The organism is Chryseobacterium sp. UNC8MFCol (genome assembly GCF_000482305.1).
Classification (GTDB): domain Bacteria; phylum Bacteroidota; class Bacteroidia; order Flavobacteriales; family Weeksellaceae; genus Chryseobacterium; species Chryseobacterium indologenes.
Genome location: NZ_AXUZ01000013.1, coordinates 127,302 through 144,509, shown reverse-complemented (window position 1 = coordinate 144,509; position 17,208 = coordinate 127,302). Strand labels below are relative to the sequence as shown.

At 38.8% G+C, this 17,208-nt stretch carries 12 protein-coding genes and 1 riboswitch; of the genes, 3 read left to right on the top strand and 9 right to left on the bottom strand.

Going from position 1 to position 17,208, the window contains the following annotated elements; genetic code table 11:
* Positions 1–403: 403 nt before the first annotated feature.
* Entirely contained in the window at positions 404–1,249 is an 846-nt protein-coding gene (locus M030_RS24900; RefSeq protein ID WP_155860239.1) for a hypothetical protein, read from the top strand.
* A gap of 48 nt (positions 1,250–1,297) precedes the next feature.
* Here the strand turns inward: M030_RS24900 and scpA are convergent, their stop codons facing one another.
* Positions 1,298–3,430, bottom strand: a complete 2,133-nt coding sequence (gene scpA, locus M030_RS0107720) for a methylmalonyl-CoA mutase (RefSeq protein WP_027372977.1) — start codon at positions 3,428–3,430, stop codon at positions 1,298–1,300.
* Between the two features lie 211 nt (positions 3,431–3,641).
* On the opposite strand from scpA, the gene M030_RS0107715 reads away from it, so the two are divergent.
* Positions 3,642–4,418 (top strand): T9SS type A sorting domain-containing protein, encoded by a 777-nt coding sequence (locus M030_RS0107715; protein WP_027372976.1) that lies wholly within the window; start codon positions 3,642–3,644, stop codon positions 4,416–4,418.
* Between the two features lie 116 nt (positions 4,419–4,534).
* Here the strand turns inward: M030_RS0107715 and M030_RS0107710 are convergent, their stop codons facing one another.
* From M030_RS0107710 to M030_RS0107685, 6 genes are all read right to left on the bottom strand, one after another.
* Entirely contained in the window at positions 4,535–6,637 is a 2,103-nt protein-coding gene (locus M030_RS0107710; RefSeq protein WP_027372975.1) for a prolyl oligopeptidase family serine peptidase, read from the bottom strand.
* Between the two features lie 85 nt (positions 6,638–6,722).
* Positions 6,723–7,400 carry a hypothetical protein gene (locus M030_RS0107705; protein WP_027372974.1) on the bottom strand — a complete coding sequence of 226 codons (678 nt, stop codon included), beginning with the start codon at positions 7,398–7,400 and terminating at the stop codon, positions 6,723–6,725.
* 75 nt (positions 7,401–7,475) lie between these two features.
* Complete coding sequence (gene prfA, locus M030_RS0107700; RefSeq protein ID WP_027372973.1) at positions 7,476–8,561, bottom strand: peptide chain release factor 1; 1,086 nt, start codon at positions 8,559–8,561, stop codon at positions 7,476–7,478.
* Between the two features lie 139 nt (positions 8,562–8,700).
* Positions 8,701–9,999, bottom strand: coding sequence for an APC family permease (locus M030_RS0107695; RefSeq protein WP_027372972.1), 1,299 nt, complete (start codon positions 9,997–9,999; stop codon positions 8,701–8,703).
* A 7-nt stretch (positions 10,000–10,006) separates the two neighbouring features.
* Positions 10,007–12,550, bottom strand: a complete 2,544-nt coding sequence (locus M030_RS0107690) for a TonB-dependent receptor plug domain-containing protein (RefSeq protein WP_027372971.1) — start codon at positions 12,548–12,550, stop codon at positions 10,007–10,009.
* 95 nt (positions 12,551–12,645) lie between these two features.
* A riboswitch (SAM riboswitch) is annotated at positions 12,646–12,751 on the bottom strand.
* A 223-nt stretch (positions 12,752–12,974) separates the two neighbouring features.
* Positions 12,975–14,015, bottom strand: a complete 1,041-nt coding sequence (locus M030_RS0107685) for a T9SS type A sorting domain-containing protein (protein WP_027372970.1) — start codon at positions 14,013–14,015, stop codon at positions 12,975–12,977.
* Positions 14,016–14,155: 140 nt separating this feature from the next.
* Between M030_RS0107685 and M030_RS0107680 the strand changes: the two genes are divergently transcribed.
* A complete protein-coding gene (locus tag M030_RS0107680; protein ID WP_027372969.1) occupies positions 14,156–15,016 on the top strand; it encodes a helix-turn-helix transcriptional regulator in 861 nt (286 codons plus the stop codon).
* 95 nt (positions 15,017–15,111) lie between these two features.
* Here the strand turns inward: M030_RS0107680 and M030_RS0107675 are convergent, their stop codons facing one another.
* A complete protein-coding gene (locus M030_RS0107675) occupies positions 15,112–15,396 on the bottom strand; it encodes a hypothetical protein (protein WP_171032578.1) in 285 nt (94 codons plus the stop codon).
* Between the two features lie 181 nt (positions 15,397–15,577).
* Positions 15,578–17,185: a fumarate hydratase gene (locus M030_RS0107670; protein WP_027372967.1), complete on the bottom strand. Its 1,608-nt coding sequence runs from the start codon at positions 17,183–17,185 to the stop codon at positions 15,578–15,580.
* Between the last annotated feature and the right edge of the window lie 23 nt (positions 17,186–17,208).

Genomic DNA, 17,208 nt, shown 5'->3' with positions numbered 1-17,208 from the left:
ATAAAGATCTGTTTTGTATCTTTTCCTTTTTTCAACTAAAATATTAGTTGATGCATTGACAATGACGGACATATATTGTTTTGAGATTAGACTCATCCAATTTTTTATCCTTTAACGACACTAAAAGATTTCGGGGAAACTTAAGTTTGAAATATTGCGCAATAAAAAACCCGAAATCTATACGACTCCGGGTGTTGATATATCTTTGTACTATTATTCTAAGACTGTACCAAACCACGAAGCCTTACCACGAAAAGTGGCAATCCAACTGTAGAATTCTGTTTATTTCTGAACATTGCTTCGTTGTTTTTAAATGGTTAAACTTGATTTTCAGGTGCAAATATATAACTATTTTTCAAATGTTCAATTTTTTAAATCTTATTTTTGTGAAAAAATTAATTTCATGCATAGACTTTTGTTAGGCTTACTTCCGTTATTGTTTATCGGGTGTAAGAAAGAATCCACAGCAAAAAAAGAAGAAGTAAAGGTGTTGGACAAGGCTTGTTATTCAACCGATTTCATGAAAAAAATCCTTGATCTTGATGAAATGAAGGAACAGGCTAAATTTCTGGATTCTCTGACTAATGGGAAAAGCGGCATTGCCTTTTTAGTAGACAGTACAAAGGTTAATGGTATCTGGAACTATTCTATTTCTGCGGGATATAACGGACCTGACCGTTTTGAAACGTATCATATTTTTCGGGCTTCGGGTAATGAATGTGATCAGCTGGAAATTATGGAGCCTGTTTCGGGAGATTATATATCTATTGAAAAATGGAGAAAGGCAACGACTGAGCCTGCACAGGAAAAATCCGGCTTACAAAAGGGAAAATACAGTTTGCCTTTAGAAAGTCTTCCCAGAGTAGATGTCAAGTTTATAGAAACCGATTTCTTACCGGAAGGTTCAGAACAATATACCTGTGGGGAACCCAAGTTCAGATATTTTCCGTTAACGCAGTATAAAGGGATGGAGCTTATTCTCGTTCCGATGGATTGCGGAGATTTTGATTACCGCTACTACCTGCTTACTGTAGTGAAAAACAGCATCATCGGTGAAGCTTATGTAGAAGGCATTTGGTTCGATCCTGGAAAGGATGATAAGAAAGAAGAGTTCAGCAGCTATGAAATCAGTAAAAGCGGTAAGGTGACCGTCACTACGGATCATACCTTAGATGGGGAGAGCCAAAGCATCACCAAAGCATATTACCAGATTTTAGATGACGGTAAAATTGTTGAAATCAAGAAATAAAAAAAGCTGCTTCAAAATTGAAGCAGCTTTTTTTATGGTATTGCCTGTCTACTGATTGGAAGACTGGGCTAATAATCGTTCTAAAATCTCAACCGCACATTTCGGAAGGTTGGTTCCCGGACCGAAGATAAAGTCGGCACCGTTTGCATACAGGAATTCATAATCCTGTTGAGGAATAACTCCTCCAACAACGATGGCAACATCGTCAGCTCCCAGTTTCTTAAGTTCTCCGACGACCTGAGGAACCAGTGTTTTGTGTCCTGCAGCGAGTGAAGATACTCCCAAAATGTGAATATCATTTTCTACCGCCTGTTTGGCTACTTCTTCCGGAGTCTGGAACAATGGAGCAACATCTACATCAAATCCCATATCGGCAAATGCGGTAGCTACCACTTTCGCTCCTCTGTCATGCCCGTCCTGGCCCATTTTTGCGACCATGATCCTTGGACGTCGCCCTTCTTCTTCTTCAAATTTCTGAGTCAGATTAAGGGCTTTTTCAAAGTATTCGTTTTTACCTGCATTCATGGCATATACTCCAGAGATGGTTTTAATGTTTGCTTTATATCTTCCGAAGGTTTCTTCCATGGCATCGCTCATTTCACCAAGAGTAACTCTTCTTCTTGCTGCTTCAATACACAATGCCAACAGGTTTCCTTTTCCTGTTTTAGCACTTTCACGGATATCGTTTAAGATTTGTGCCACGGCTTCAGGATTTCTTTCAGCTTTGATGGATTCAAGTCTTTCGATCTGTTTCCTGCGGACTTCTGTGTTATCAATATCAAGGATCTCGATGGCATCCTGCTTTAATGATGACCTGAATGAATTGACTCCTATGATAAATTCTTCACCACTATCAATCTTTGCCTGTTTTTTGGCTGCGGCTTCTTCAATTCTCATTTTCGGAATTCCGGCTTCAATGGCTTTGGTCATTCCGCCTTCCTGCTCTACCTCATCGATGTAGCGCATTGCCTCTTCAATCATTTGTTGGGTAAGGCTTTCTACTAAATTGCTTCCTCCCATAGGATCTACCACATCACATATTCCGCTTTCCTGCTGAAGAATAATCTGGGTATTCCTGGCAATTTTGGCGGAGTAGTCTGTAGGCAGGGCAATTGCTTCATCCAATGCATTGGTATGCAGGGATTGTGTTCCGCCTAATGCTGAAGATAGGGCTTCAATAGCTGTTCTTGTGATATTATTGAAAGGTTCCTGTTCTGTCAGTGACCATCCTGAAGTCTGAGAATGGGTTCTTAATGCTAGAGATTTAGGATTCTGAGGGTTAAACTGCTTTAAGAGGGTCGCCCAGATATATCTTGCAGCACGCATTTTAGCAATTTCCATGAAGTGATTCATTCCGATCGCCCAGAAGAATGAAAGTCTGGGAGCGAAATCATCTACATTCATGCCTGCTTTTATCCCTGTTCTTACATATTCAAGACCGTCTGCCAAGGTATAGGCCATTTCCAATACGGGAGTGGCTCCTGCTTCCTGCATATGGTATCCTGAAATGGAAATGGAATTGAACTTCGGGATGTTCTGAGAAGTATATTCAAAAATATCTGCAATGATCTTCATGGAAGGTGCGGGCGGATAGATGTAGGTATTTCTTACCATGAACTCCTTCAGAATGTCGTTCTGTATGGTTCCGGAAAGCAATTCCTGCTTTACTCCCTGTTCTTCGGCAGCGACAATATAGAAAGACAAAATAGGAAGTACGGCACCGTTCATCGTCATGGAAACAGAAATCTGGTCCAAAGGAATTTCGTTGAAAAGGATCTTCATATCTTCCACGGAATCAATGGCTACTCCTGCTTTTCCAACGTCACCTACAACCCTTGTATGGTCAGAATCATATCCTCTGTGTGTAGCAAGGTCAAAAGCTACTGAGAGACCTTTCTGACCGGCAGCGAGATTTCTTCTGTAGAAAGCATTGGATTCTTCTGCCGTTGAGAAACCTGCATACTGGCGGATTGTCCAGGGCTTTTGAACATACATGGTGGAATACGGTCCTCTCAGGTAAGGTTCAATTCCTGGAGAAGTCTGTGTTAATTCTTTATTTTTAACATCTACAGCTTTATAAGAAGATTTCAACTCCAATCCATCTTTTTCGAATGGATAAATTTCAGTTTCCTTTTCAGTGATGTTAAATTGAGGAGTTTTGTTCTGAACTTCCCGTCTCATACTTTCAGATTTATTAGATGGCTAAATTTAAGCATTTTTAGAATAATAAATAAGCATTGCTATTCTGATGATTACGTGAGTTTTAAATGATATTCTCTCAAAATTAAATTCTGTTTAAAAATCTCATCAAAAGGCAATTATCACATAGTTGTCCCTTATTTACAATATAAATTTCAGTACCTTTGTCACTGCAAACTATAAACTAAAAACCATGAAAAAATTACTATTTTCTGCTGTCGCATTAATGGCTGCAAACTTTGCTTTTGCACAATTAACTGTAGAACATTCGTTCACCAATGAAGATGCTTTCGTTTATTCCAGCCCCACAGAAACATTTTACGTTTCAAAGACCACTGATCATAAACTAAAGGTTTACAATTCGAGCTATGCACTTTATAAAACAGTAACCGTTCCAATGCCAGCAGGTTTTAATCGGTTAGATTTTTATGGCGAAGCATTTTCAATATCAAAAAATATATTTAATACTGACAGTAAATTTGAGTTTATGGTAAGCATTTCTAATGATACTTATACTTCCTATAAACTAATATTAATTAATGAAGATGGAACATTGATCAAGGATTTCCATACAGATCCCAATAAATTGTACGATGGAGGCTTTAACGTTTTTCATGATGGTGCAACGAATACAAATAAGTTAATAGTTCATAGTGGGACAGCCTTCAATAATAGCAGTATTCCACTCACCGAAGTTTATTCTTTACCAACTTCGGTTTTGACAGCTAAAGAAATTCAGGCCGGGAGTCAATTATCAGCATTTCCTATTCCTACTAATAAAATACTAAATGTTGTAAATCCCGGAAGTGGTGCGAATAAAATTGAGGTTTTTGATGTCACCGGAAAATTGGTTCTCAACCAATCTTTTTCAGCTTCAGAAGGTAAGATTTCAGTTGATGTAGAAAGCCTTCCAAAGGGAATATATATTTATAAGATCGGGACTTTGAGCTCGAAGTTTACGAAGAATTAATCAATGCAGTGTTAATAAATAAACCCCTGGATGAATTTCATCCGGGGGTTTTATATGATCATTGTTTATCTATCAGTCTTCCTTCTTGATCAGACTAATTTTTATAGTGTTCTGAATTAAAGCTTTATGCCCATTTCAAACAATGCAAAAGAAAGCAGATCCGCGTTTTCACCGATTACCTGATCAGTTGATCTTCCGGCTCCATGCCCTGCATTCTTCTCGATTCTTAATAAAATAGGATTTTTACATGCCTGTTTTTCCTGAAGCTCAGCACCGAATTTGAATGAGTGAGCGGGAACTACCCTGTCATCATGGTCGCTGGTGATAATCATGGTGGATGGATAGCAGGTTCCCGGCTTTACATTATGTACCGGAGAGTAAGATTTAAGATATTCAAACATTTCTTTGCTGTCTTCTGCTGTTCCGTAATCATATGACCAGCCCGCTCCGGCAGTAAATTTATTGTATCTCAACATATCCAGAACTCCAACTCCCGGAAAAGCTACTTTGGCAAGGTCCGGACGCATGGTCATTGTTGCTCCCACCAATAAACCTCCGTTTGATCTTCCCGAAAGGGCCATATATTCTTTTGATGTATACCCTTTACTTTGCAGATATTCACCTGCTGCGATAAAGTCTTCAAATACATTTTTCTTCTGTTGCTTTGTGCCCGCATCATGCCATTTTTTACCATACTCACCGCCACCACGGATGTTCGGAACGGCGTAGATACCACCGTTTTCCATCCAGATCGCATTGACTACTGAAAAAGAAGGTTGTAAGCTGATGTTGAAGCCTCCGTAAGAATAGAGGATCGTAGGATTTTTACCATTAAGCTTAGTTCCTTTTTTGTAGTTGATCATCATCGGAACTTTTGTACCGTCTTTGGATGTATAGAATACCTGTTCTGAAACATAATCGTCTGGATTAAATTTCACTTTGGGTTTCTGGTATACTTCAGAGGTACCGGAATCTACGTTGAATTTATAGGTTGTTCCCGGAGTGATATAGTTGCTGAAAGAGTAATAAACGTCTTTTTCTTTTTCTTTTCCTCCGAAACCTGAAATATTTCCTTTGCCCGGAAGCGTAATTTCTCTGATCAGCTTTCCTGTTTTATCAAACTGCTTCACCTGATCAATAGCATCCACCATATAGGTCGCAAAGAAATATCCACCACCTGACGAAATCCCCAACACATTATCTGTCTGTGGGATCACATCTTTCCAGGTCTCTGGAGCCGGATTAGCGATAGTCGTTTTTACAAGACGCATATTCGGGGCATCTTTGTCTGTTGAAATGAAAAGGGTATCTCCCTCTGTATCAACAATACCGGCATTGATCTCGAATCCTTTTACAATTTGCACGAAGTCGCCACCTTTCTTTAAATCTTTGATATACAATTCATTTCCATTGGTTGCATTGGCTGCAGAAATGATAAGATATCTCTGATCTTCGGAAACACTTGCTCCCAGGTATCTTCTCGGTGTTTTTTCGCCTCCGAAGATCAGTTTATCTTCAGATTGTTTGGTCCCCAGCTTATGGAAGTATACCTTATGCTTATCGGTCATCCCGGAAAGTACTGTCCCTTCTTTAGGTTTGTCATAGCTTGAGTAATAGAATCCTTCGTCACCCTGCCATGAGATTCCGCTGAATTTTACATCCAACAAGGTATCATCGATCTGTTTTTTAGTGATGGCATCAATGATAATGATCTTGTTCCAGTCGCTACCTCCTTCTGAGATAGAGTAAGCTGCCAGATTTCCTTTTTTATTGAAAGATAGATTAGAAAGCGATGTTGTTCCTTTTTCAGAGAATTTATTGGGATCTAAAAATACTTCGGTAGCTTTGGTTTTATTATGGGTTCTGTATAATACAGATTGGGCCTGTAGACCGTCATTTTTAGAATAATAGGTATAATCTCCTTCTTTAAAAGGGGCTGAAATCTTTTCATAATTCCAGATTTCTTTCAGCTGGTTTTTAATTTTATCTCTGAATGGAATTTTTGCAAGGTAATTCTGGCTGTATGCCACTTCTTCATCTACCCATTTCTTAGTGGCTTCAGAGTCGTTTTCAAGATCTCTGAAAGGATCCGCCACGGTGCTTCCAAAATACGTATCATTCTGGCTTCCTTTTACTGCTTTAGGATAATTCATTGTTTGAGAATAAAAAGACGCTGAAAACAGAACTCCAGCGGTTAATAACATAGGTTTAAAATTCATAGTAAACGGTTTTCTCAAAAATACGTAAAGTCTATGACATAAAAAAAGTCCCAAAAACCGGGACTTTAATGTATTTTATTTTCAATTATTCTTTCGTTCCAAAGCTATCAAAATAAAAATCGGTAAGATCGGTGACAATCTGGTCCGGACTTCCGTTCCAATAGTATATTTTATCTCCTTCTTTAAGCTCATAAAGGGTAAACTCCTGGTCTGTAGTCACCGTTTTATCTGCATTTTTAAAATCCTGGGCGGCCCCAACCAAATATTTTTTAAGATCATCTGCTTTTATTTTCTTGGGATCTCCTGCAGGTGAAGGTGTAAGTTTTGAAGGAACCAGGAAGCTTACTGAATAGCTGATTTCAGCAATTTTCTGATCTTCCACATATTCATTAGGAACAACTTTTACGTTTTTTACGGTAAGTTTTCCGGTTTTAAAATTCCCCAGCATTCCTTTGAAATAGTCTTCGGCTTCTTTTTTACAGGCAGCAGCAGTTGCTTTAGGAAAAGCAGCAAGGAAATTCTCCACACTTGACTTCATCATCTCGTCTGAGCTTTCTTTAAAGTTTACCTGATAAGCATTCTGCCCTTCTACGGTAGGTCTTAAATAATCATTCAGCTTGTTTAAGGAAGTTTCATCATTATTTACAAATGTTCCAAAGAAGAGTTCAAATGCCTCCTTAGGTTTTTTCACTTCTGTCTGGGCTGACACATACTGTCCCATCATGGTAAGAAATACCAATAAAATAATTCTGTAGTTTTTCATAGTTTATATTATTACATGATTTGAAAAAAGAAAAGCCTCCGAAAAATCAGAGGCTTTATTATATTTTTAAAACTTTTAGTAGTTTTCTTCTTCTCCCTTCATTTTCTCTGCATTCTCTGCCATGATTACCGCGTCGATCATTTCAGAAATATCACCATTCATGTAAGCATCCAGATTATACATTGATTTGTTGATTCTGTGATCCGTTACTCTACCCTGAGGGTAGTTGTAGGTTTTGATCTTTGCAGAACGGTCTCCGGTAGAAACCATTGTCTTTCTTTGGGCTGCGATATCTCCCTGAACTTCCTGCAATTTGATATCGTATAACTTGGCACGAAGCATTTCCATTGCCAATTCACGGTTAGCCAGCTGGGAACGAGCCTGCTGACAAACGACTACAAGCCCTGAAGGTTTGTGCGTAAGCTGAACTTTCGTTTCAACCTTGTTTACGTTCTGCCCACCGGCACCTCCTGAACGTGAAGTCTGCATTTCAATATCGGCAGGGTTGATCTCTACGTCTACTTCTTCAGCTTCCGGTAATACTGCAATTGTAATAGCAGAAGTGTGAACTCTTCCCTGAGATTCTGTTTCTGGTACACGTTGTACACGGTGAACTCCTGACTCGAACTTCATGATTCCGTACACTCCTTCTCCTTCCACTTTCATAATCAATTCTTTGTAGCCTTTTGCAGCTTCATTAGAATCGGTTACTTCATGTCTCCATCCTTTCGTTTTGAAATACATGGTATACATTCTGTAGATATCTTCTACGAAAATAGCAGCTTCATCACCTCCGGTTCCGGCACGTAATTCCACAATAACGTTTTTATCATCTGCAGGATCCTTAGGAATCAACAATACTTTAAGCTCTTCCTCTAATCCCGGGATCTTAGATTGAGCTTCCAGTTTTTCTTCTTTAGCCAGATCTACAAGGTCTCTGTCTGAACCATCTGCAATGATTTCATCTGATTCTGCAATGGAATCCAAAGCTCCTTTATACTGATCATAAACCCTAACAATTTTTCCCAAATCACTATATTCTTTGTTCAAAGAAGAATATCTTTTTTGGTCTGAAATAACATCAGGCTGTATAATAAGGTCTGCAACCTCATTATATCTTTGTTTTATAGCTTCTAATTTTGGAATTAATGATTTAGACATTGTGGAAATTTTGTGGGTGCAAAGATAAGGATTATTAATTCAAAATTAAAGCATAATTTTTTGAGCATTAGTGGTAAAATCATAAAAAGATGACCATGGAGATCTGTGTATTCATCATTTTATGTTTTCAGGACTCATTCTACACTCCTCCAGACAGTCTTCTGTCGATTAAGTACAGAATAATTCCTACCGCAATAATTCCGAGTCCAATCAGGCTTTCTTTAGGATTATGGATGAAAGTAAAATAAAGGATATACAAGCTGAAGAGTAAAAAAACCGTAGGAAAAATATAAAAAGTATTGGATTTAAATATTCTTCGGTTCTCTTTCTTCAGGAAAAACACCGTTGAAATGGCAAGACTGGCAAACAACTGCAGAATAAATGCTGTATATACAAAGATTTCTTTAAAACTTCCCGTTAGGATAATAACCGTGGCAATCACCGCATGGGCAAAAATAGCTCTCACCGGAATTCCTTTTTTATTGGATGCTGAAAGAGGTTTCCATAGGTAAGTGCTTTTTGCAAAGGCCTGTGTCAATCTTGAACCTACCCAAAGATAACCACTGATGGTGGCGATAAGCTGTAGTGCAATAAAAATATTAACAATCTTCCCGAAACTGGTGCCCAGCATATTGACAGCTGCTTCCCCCATGACATCTTCTTTTCCGGCCAATTGGCTTACCGGAGCATGTTTCAGCATAATGTAATTGACCAAGAGATAGCTGACCGTGACAAAAACAGTTCCTATAATCAGGGATTTTGGAAGGTTTTTCTGAACATCCTTAATCTCTCCTGCAATATATGACGCCGAATTCCAGCCGGTATAAGAATAGGTTACAAAAACAAGAGAAGTAGCAAAAGCAGGAAGCATGATTTCATTTTTCCAGCTATCACTAAAATTTAAGCTGTTTCCTATTTCCGGTGATTCTGAAAGGCTCACCCCCACGATCACCAGAACAATAATGAAAGCTATTTTAATGAAAGTAAAAAAATTATGAAATCTGCTGGAGGTTTTTAAACTAAAAGACAAAGTAATCGCGACCAGAAAAATTGCAGCGATGGCAAATCCGTTTCCAAATGAATAGTCGAACACGGAAAGATATTTAGACATCGCGAGCGCAGCGAGTGCTACGGGTGAGGAAAATCCGATGATCAAAGAAATCCAGCTGATCAGATATCCGAACAGCGGATGGTAGGTTTCTTTAAGGTAAATAAAATCGCCACCGTTTCCTTTGAAATGAGATCCCAATTCGGCATAGCAAAATGCACCGAATAAAGCCAGGATTCCTCCGATAATCCACAAGAGAAAAATGCTGTACGTGTTGGTAATATCCGATAACTGAAACCCAAGAGTGGTAAAAATACCGGTTCCGATCATGTTGGAAACAACAATGGCTGCCGCTGTTTTCCAGCCGATCTGATGTGAAGCAGTGCTCATGTAATGATTAAAAGTTAAAATTAAGTCTTCCGAAGAAATAGCTTCCCAAAGTTCCCATTTGAACCGGAGCATATTTAAACACACCATAATAGGAATTTTCATATATCTGAAGGTCAGGAAAGACATCAAAAACGTTATTGGTTCCTACAGTAAAATTGATATTTTTTGTAATATCATATCCTACACTAAGGTCTGTAATGATTTTGGGTGAAAATTCCTGAACGCCTCCAAAGGGGTAGCCATCTCTTATCACTTTGCCAAAATAGGTATTTCTTATGAGAAAACTGAATTTCCCGATGCCATAGTTTAAGCCTAAAGATGCTTTGGTTTTAGGAGATAAGGATTCTATAATATTGATTTGATCGGGCCCAAAAAATTCGTTTTGTGGAGTTCCGAGATTTTCCGGAAAATGGAAATCTGTAATTTTTGTTTCGGTATAGTTTCCGGCAAGGCTGATATTCAGGTTACCGCCTCCAAGCTTCCAGTCATAGGAAACGACCAGATCAAGTCCTTTGGTTTCGGTATCAACGGCATTGGCAAAAAACCTTCCGCTTTCCACTTCATTTCCTTTGCCTACAATATCAGAATCTGATAGTCTGGCATCGGTAATATTGCTTGTGATGACAATTCTGTCTTTCACTTTGATGAAATATCCATCTAGTGTAATAAACAATCCTTTAGCCGGTTTCAGGGTAAATCCCACACTTCCGTTTACAGATGTTTCCTGCTTTAATTGATCAAATCCGAGAACCTGGGCAGCTTTACTGTCATTATTAAAGATCCCTTTCGTCACAATTCCTGAACCGGAGGTAGAAATATCGGCATAGGAATTATTAAAGTACTGCTGCTGAAGAGAAGGTGCTCTGAAGCCTGTTCCTACAGCCGCTCTTAAAGCATAATTTTTTACAAATTCATAGCGGACTGCCAGCTTACCATTTAAAGAATTTCCAAAATCGGAATAGTTTTCAAATCTGGCAGCAGCATCAATATTCAGTTTTTTATTAAAATCATAGGATACATCAGCATACACCGCTGTAGAGTGCCTGTCTTTTTTCAATGCATTTTTAGGTGAAAAACCGATGAAAGACTGGGATCCTCCTGCTCCGATTACCGTTGAGCCTTGGGTTACAATATTTCCATTAGTGTCATATTGTGCATAAGACGCCTCATCTCCCTGCCTTATCTGGTATTGCTCGAATCTGAATTCACCTCCAAAGGCAAGGTTAAAATGGTTAATGCTTTTAGAAACATCAAGATTAATGGTATTCTGAAGAAATTCATGCGCCCCTGCATAAAAACGTGTAGGAGATTTTGCTCCCAGCGAAGCATTGTTGGTATTGCTGATATTGTAGTTGAAGGTATTGCTTCCTAACGTATTACTCAGGTCAATCAACCAGTTATTTACGGCATATTTTGCACCCACGGCATAGGATACATCATAAATCCGAGATCCTACTACCGCCTGAAAACCATTGGGATAAAGCGACGGAACCACATTAAAAGTTTCACTTGGAAGCCTTCTGAAGCCATAGCCTTTTCCTTCTTTAACACTAAAGCCTCCGAAAGAATATAATGTAAAATGATCACTAAAAGGATATTCAGCATTAAAAAACAGTTGTCCCTGTCTGATCTGTGCATCTCCGATCTGAAAATTGAAATCACTGCGTGACAATCCGTTTTTTGCGATTAAGGCATCATCATAAGCTCTTGAAATCTGACTTCCGGTCTCCGCAAAATCGTAAGCAAAAGAGTTGTTATAAACTCCTGTAGCAACCGGACTAACATCAGGCAAAGAAATCCCATTAGCACTGATAGATCCATTAGTATTGACGATATTCAGGTTCGATTGATCATAAATAATCAGATCAGGGTTCTGTGTTCTGGTTGTTTTCCCCCTGTGACTTAACTGCAGTGAAAGATTGATATAACCGTCCCTCTTTCCTAAAGAAGTTCCATAATTCGCTCCTGCCTGGTAAGTCTCCCCGTCATTCCTTCCACTTAAACCATAAGTAATACTGGCTGAAGCACCAGGATTTTTTTTCAGAATAATATTGATTACTCCGGCAATGGCATCTGATCCATATTGCGCTGCGGCTCCATCTCTCAGAACTTCTATCCTATCGATGGCAATAACCGGAATGGTACTTAAATCTGTTCCCACTGACCCGTTTCCTACTGTATTCTGATAATTTACCAGAGAGGTGGTATGTCTCCTTTTTCCATTCACCAATACCAGTACCTGGTCTGGTCCCATGCCTCTCAAAGTCACAGGGTCAATATGCTCCGTACCGTCCGAAGCAGATTGTCTTACTGAATTAAATGAAGGAATCAGATAATTCATCAAATCCTGAACGGTGATCTGTGGGGATGCTTTTTGTATTTTTTCAATACTGATCACATCTACCGGAACCGGTGTCTCCAGTTTCGTTCTTTTAAGATTACGGTTTCCAACGATAATGATATCTTCGATTTGTTTTCCCTTTTCCTCCTGCTCCTGGGCAGCGACTCCTATGGTCCCAAGCAGTAATACCGCGATGCTTAATTTTTTCATCTTTGTTCTTGCCAATTAAATACTAACGTTCTGACGGAACCTTCCGCAGATACATAAGACTTCAAGAAATGGAATTCATATAAGAATATTGACTTCACTTATCTCCCCCATCGGGTTGGAATTAGCACCTTTACACTTCTGGAACCGTGCAGGTTGCTAAGGTTTCATTGGGCCAAATCCCTCCACCTTTCTTGATAAATCTAGTGCAAAAGTAGACTATTTTTTTCAATAGGCAAAAAATGAAGTTTTCAGACTTCGTATATTTTGTATTCTTTCTTTAATTATATGCTAAGGTTCCTTTACTTTCTTTAATTGGAAAAAAGACCCATGAAAATATCATGAGCCTTCTGATAAAAGTAATTGTAATGAACTATATTTTAACCGAAGATCCGGCAAGAATATTAATAATGCTTGTTTGAGAATATCATTCCTTTATGATTTTTTTAAAGACAGACTGCCCTCCTTTCAGCTTTAATTCCAGAATATACAATCCGTTAGGAAATGAAGACATATCAATTCGATGGTCTGACATTTTTATGTCTAATTTTTGTCCGGCAGCATTGACAGCACTTACATTTTCAATTGCTGTGTCGGTTTTTATGAGAAGAATTCCCTTTGTAGGATTGGGAGATACGCCTACTTGAATATTTTTTAATGAAGTATCTGAAGTACCTAAACCTGATACCGTTTTGATACATCTTACTGAAGCTCCCTGCCCCCTGGGTCCTCCTGATGAAGGATTGGCAATAGTTGCTCCTATGTAAAGGTATTTTCCGCCGGATCCGGAAGTATCTGAGCTCCAGAAATATCCTCTTTGTCCCACAAACGTAAAATCCCCATTACCAGATCCCCTGTATCCTCCTGCCGGCAGTTTCAGATGACTGTTGTAAGCTGTAGCCGGGTTTGTGATGTTTGCGGCACTCACCAACGATGCCCACTCTGCCTGTGAAGGCATTCTCCAGTCAACCGCTATTGCCTTACAAGGGTCTACACCTATAAAATCGCTGGCATCTTCTTTAGATTTCCCACTCCACTCATCAGTAGCGGCGAAGCCTGACCACCAGGCAGGAGAGCCTGCAATATAGGATCCTGTTGTAATACCTGACGGAGTATTGGGAGATGGCGGTGAAACAACAGGAGAATTTCTCAACTGGTGGCCATCATCCCATCTGCCCCACTGAAAAAGATCTCCGTAAGAATCCTGATCCGTAGCTGATGTTGCCACCTGAGCACTACCAAGATTCTGCTGAAGCCATATTTTCCCATCCTCGCCCCTTACGGTAGTATAGACAACCTGCTGCCCTCTATAGGTAAAAGTGACACACCCTAAGTCGCCAGTGTTGCCTCCGGGATCGGTATTATTACAGTTTTGCGGCAGAGTCTGGGCATGCAAGACATATCCTGTGAAAGCGATGGATGCTCCGATGCCTATTTTTTTTAACACAAAAAATAAATTTTCAAGCATATGTATTATTTTTATTTATTCTAAATTTAATTTAATTTTGCGCAAAAGTACCGTACATTCTTGATCCGGAGGTTATCATTTTCAAATTTTAGTTATCCTGTCCGGAGTTTATCGATTACGGTTGTAAAAAAATGGGTTGTATGAGAAACGGATTCGTATTTAAATCTAAGGATATGGAGATCATGATGAAGGAGGTGTCAGCGGTTGAAAATACTACCAAACCCTTTACCACTGAAAGTCAATCAGGTTTTAATTTGTTTTTCCTCCTCCATTCCAATATGAATCTAAAGGTTCATGATGATAGCAGAGTATTTTTACTTAAGAAAAATCAATACATCCTGTACCATGAATCAGAAGAAAATACTACACTGATATGGCCGGAAGCAAAAGAAACTTTAAAATATTTTCATCTAAGACTCAGCTATCATCATATTACCAACCTGATCAATCCTGCATCCAATAGAGAAGGGGCCGAAATACTGGACAAAATGATCCATAATAAATTCATCTTTCTTCATAAAGGAACACCGCCGGATATGACTGTTGAGATGCACATGATCATCAATGAGATGGTCCATTATTCTAAGGAAGGAATAGTGCAAAAATTATTTATGGAAGCTAAAGTTATTAAGCTTCTGATCCTGATTTTTGAGCAGTTCAGTGAAAAAAAGGCAATGACCTCATCTTTTAAAACCCCTGAAATTGTTAAGAGATTTATTGACGAAAATTATCACAGAAATATAAAAGTTGAAGAAATCGCAGAGCTGGTAGGAATCAGTCAGAACAGGATCAGAAAAGAATTTAAGACACAATATCATACGACTATGGTCCACTATATTTCAGAATTACGCATGCTGAAAGCCAGGAAACTGATTACAGACAAAGAAATTATGATTAAAGAAATAGCTATAGAATGCGGGTATGAGTATCTTCAAAATTTTACCCGGGCATTTAAAAAGAAATTTGGGGTATCTCCGGAAAAACTCAGGAATAATACATAAGAAAAACCGCCTAAAAAAATTAAGCGGTTTTATATATGTTGTTTTGCTTTGATATTACTTTTTCAGAATTCAGGTGAAAAAGCAATGACAGTCAATTAATGATGATGTCCGTGATCGTGAATGAAAGGTCCGTTCCCTTTAGGCTGGTTATAAACAACCTCTACACCTTCTTGCTCTGTAATAAGCTTTCTTCTGATATCTTCAGGGTCGAAAGGCTTCACTTTTCCGAAGTACTCTTTCAAACCTTCAGTCAGCCACATAGGGATAACTAATCCGAAGAACATAAAAATACACCAGAATCCTACTAAAAACATAGTAATGAAAAATACAGTCCAAAGGAACTGGTAGAACGGCCAAAATGCTGATAAAATCGTTATCATTCTCTTAAAGATTTTAGGCAAAAATAGAACTTTTTTCTTTTTTACACAAAAGATCAGGGTTCTATTTTCTTATTTATTTTTATTTTAAACTAATATTCAGACGATGAGAAAATAGATTGATAGATAATAGACCGTTTATTTATCATCTTTTCGACTATTATCTATCCGTCATTTTTATCTTTTAGTGGGCAAGATCTGCAAAGAAATCGTTTCCTTTATCGTCAGTTATAATGAATGCCGGGAAGTCTTTTACTTCAATTTTTCTTACGGCTTCCATTCCTAATTCCGGGAAATCCACAACATCTACGGACACAATATTATCTTTTGCAAGGATTGCAGCCGGCCCTCCGATTGATCCAAGATAAAACCCGCCATATTTATGACAAGCATCAGTCACATCTTTACTTCTGTTTCCTTTTGCAAGCATGATCATGCTTCCTCCATTACTCTGGAACTCATCCACATAGACATCCATTCTTCCGGCTGTCGTTGGTCCGAAACTTCCTGAAGCCATTCCTTCCGGTGTTTTTGCAGGTCCGGCATAATAGATCGGATGATTTTTGAAATATTCCGGCATCGGTTTTCCGCTATCAAGGATTTCTTTAATCTTAGCATGCGCAATATCTCTTGCAACGATAAGGGTTCCGTTTAATTTCAATCTTGTTTTGATCGGATATTTTGACAGCTCCGCCAGAATCTCAGGCATCGGCTTATTCAAATTGATTTCAACTGCTTCTTCAAGGTGTGGCGGAGTATCCGGTAAGAATCTCTTCGGATCCTGTTCCAGCTGCTCAAGGAAAATTCCTTCTTTTGTTATTTTACCTTTGATATTTCTATCTGCAGAACAGGAAACACCCATTCCTACAGGACAAGATGCAGCGTGACGCGGTAGTCTGATCACTCGCACATCGTGGGTAAGATATTTACCTCCGAACTGAGCACCAATGGCACTTTCCTGACAGATTTTCTGAACTTTAGCTTCCCATTCCAGGTCTCTGAACGCCTGTCCTGCTTCATTACCTTCTGTAGGAAGGTTATCATAGTATTTGGCGGAAGCTTTCTTTACAGCAGCAAGGTTTGCTTCTGCTGAGGTTCCACCGATTACCAAAGCCAGGTGATAAGGCGGACAAGCTGCTGTTCCAAGATCTGAAATTTTGTCTTTGATGAATTCCTCAAGGGATTTTTCGTTCAATAACGATTTAGTCTTTTGATATAAAAAGGTTTTGTTGGCAGAACCTCCTCCTTTTGTCAGGAATAAAAATTCATAGTAATCTCCTTTTTTAGCATAGATATCAATCTGAGCCGGAAGGTTTGATCCTGAGTTTTTCTCTTCAAACATTGTTAAAGGAACGACCTGAGAATATCTAAGGTTTCGTTTCTGATATGTATTGAAGATTCCACGGCTTAAAAATTCGCCATCATCTACTCCTGTGTATACATTTTCACCTTTCTTTCCCATGACAATAGCAGTTCCTGTATCCTGGCAAGACGGAAGTGCTCCTTCAGCAGCTACTGCAGCATTTTGTAATAAGTTGTAGGCAACGAATCGGTCGTTATCGGTAGCTTCAGGATCATCAATAATTCTTCTAAGGCTTTCCAAGTGAGATGAGCGCAACATGAAAGATACGTCTGCCATAGCTTCTTCAGCTAATAATTCCAATCCTTTCGGATCAACGGTTAAGATTTCTCTGTCACCCAGTTTTTCAACCTTTACATAATCTGATGTAAGCTTTTTATACACCGTATCATCTTTCTGAATTGGATACGGATCCTGATATCTAAAGTCCATTCAATTTTTTGTTTGTGCAAAAA

Coding starts and splice junctions, on each gene's coding strand:
- M030_RS0107695 (WP_027372972.1), bottom strand. CDS start 9,999: ATGAGCACTGCTTCACATCAGATCGGCTGGAAAACAGCGGCAGCCATT.
- M030_RS24900 (WP_155860239.1), top strand. CDS start 404: ATGCATAGACTTTTGTTAGGCTTACTTCCGTTATTGTTTATCGGGTGT.
- M030_RS0107690 (WP_027372971.1), bottom strand. CDS start 12,550: ATGAAAAAATTAAGCATCGCGGTATTACTGCTTGGGACCATAGGAGTC.
- M030_RS0107680 (WP_027372969.1), top strand. CDS start 14,156: ATGAGAAACGGATTCGTATTTAAATCTAAGGATATGGAGATCATGATG.
- M030_RS0107715 (WP_027372976.1), top strand. CDS start 3,642: ATGAAAAAATTACTATTTTCTGCTGTCGCATTAATGGCTGCAAACTTT.
- scpA (WP_027372977.1), bottom strand. CDS start 3,430: ATGAGACGGGAAGTTCAGAACAAAACTCCTCAATTTAACATCACTGAA.
- M030_RS0107670 (WP_027372967.1), bottom strand. CDS start 17,185: ATGGACTTTAGATATCAGGATCCGTATCCAATTCAGAAAGATGATACG.
- prfA (WP_027372973.1), bottom strand. CDS start 8,561: ATGTCTAAATCATTAATTCCAAAATTAGAAGCTATAAAACAAAGATAT.
- M030_RS0107685 (WP_027372970.1), bottom strand. CDS start 14,015: ATGCTTGAAAATTTATTTTTTGTGTTAAAAAAAATAGGCATCGGAGCA.
- M030_RS0107710 (WP_027372975.1), bottom strand. CDS start 6,637: ATGAATTTTAAACCTATGTTATTAACCGCTGGAGTTCTGTTTTCAGCG.
- M030_RS0107675 (WP_171032578.1), bottom strand. CDS start 15,396: ATGATAACGATTTTATCAGCATTTTGGCCGTTCTACCAGTTCCTTTGG.
- M030_RS0107705 (WP_027372974.1), bottom strand. CDS start 7,400: ATGAAAAACTACAGAATTATTTTATTGGTATTTCTTACCATGATGGGA.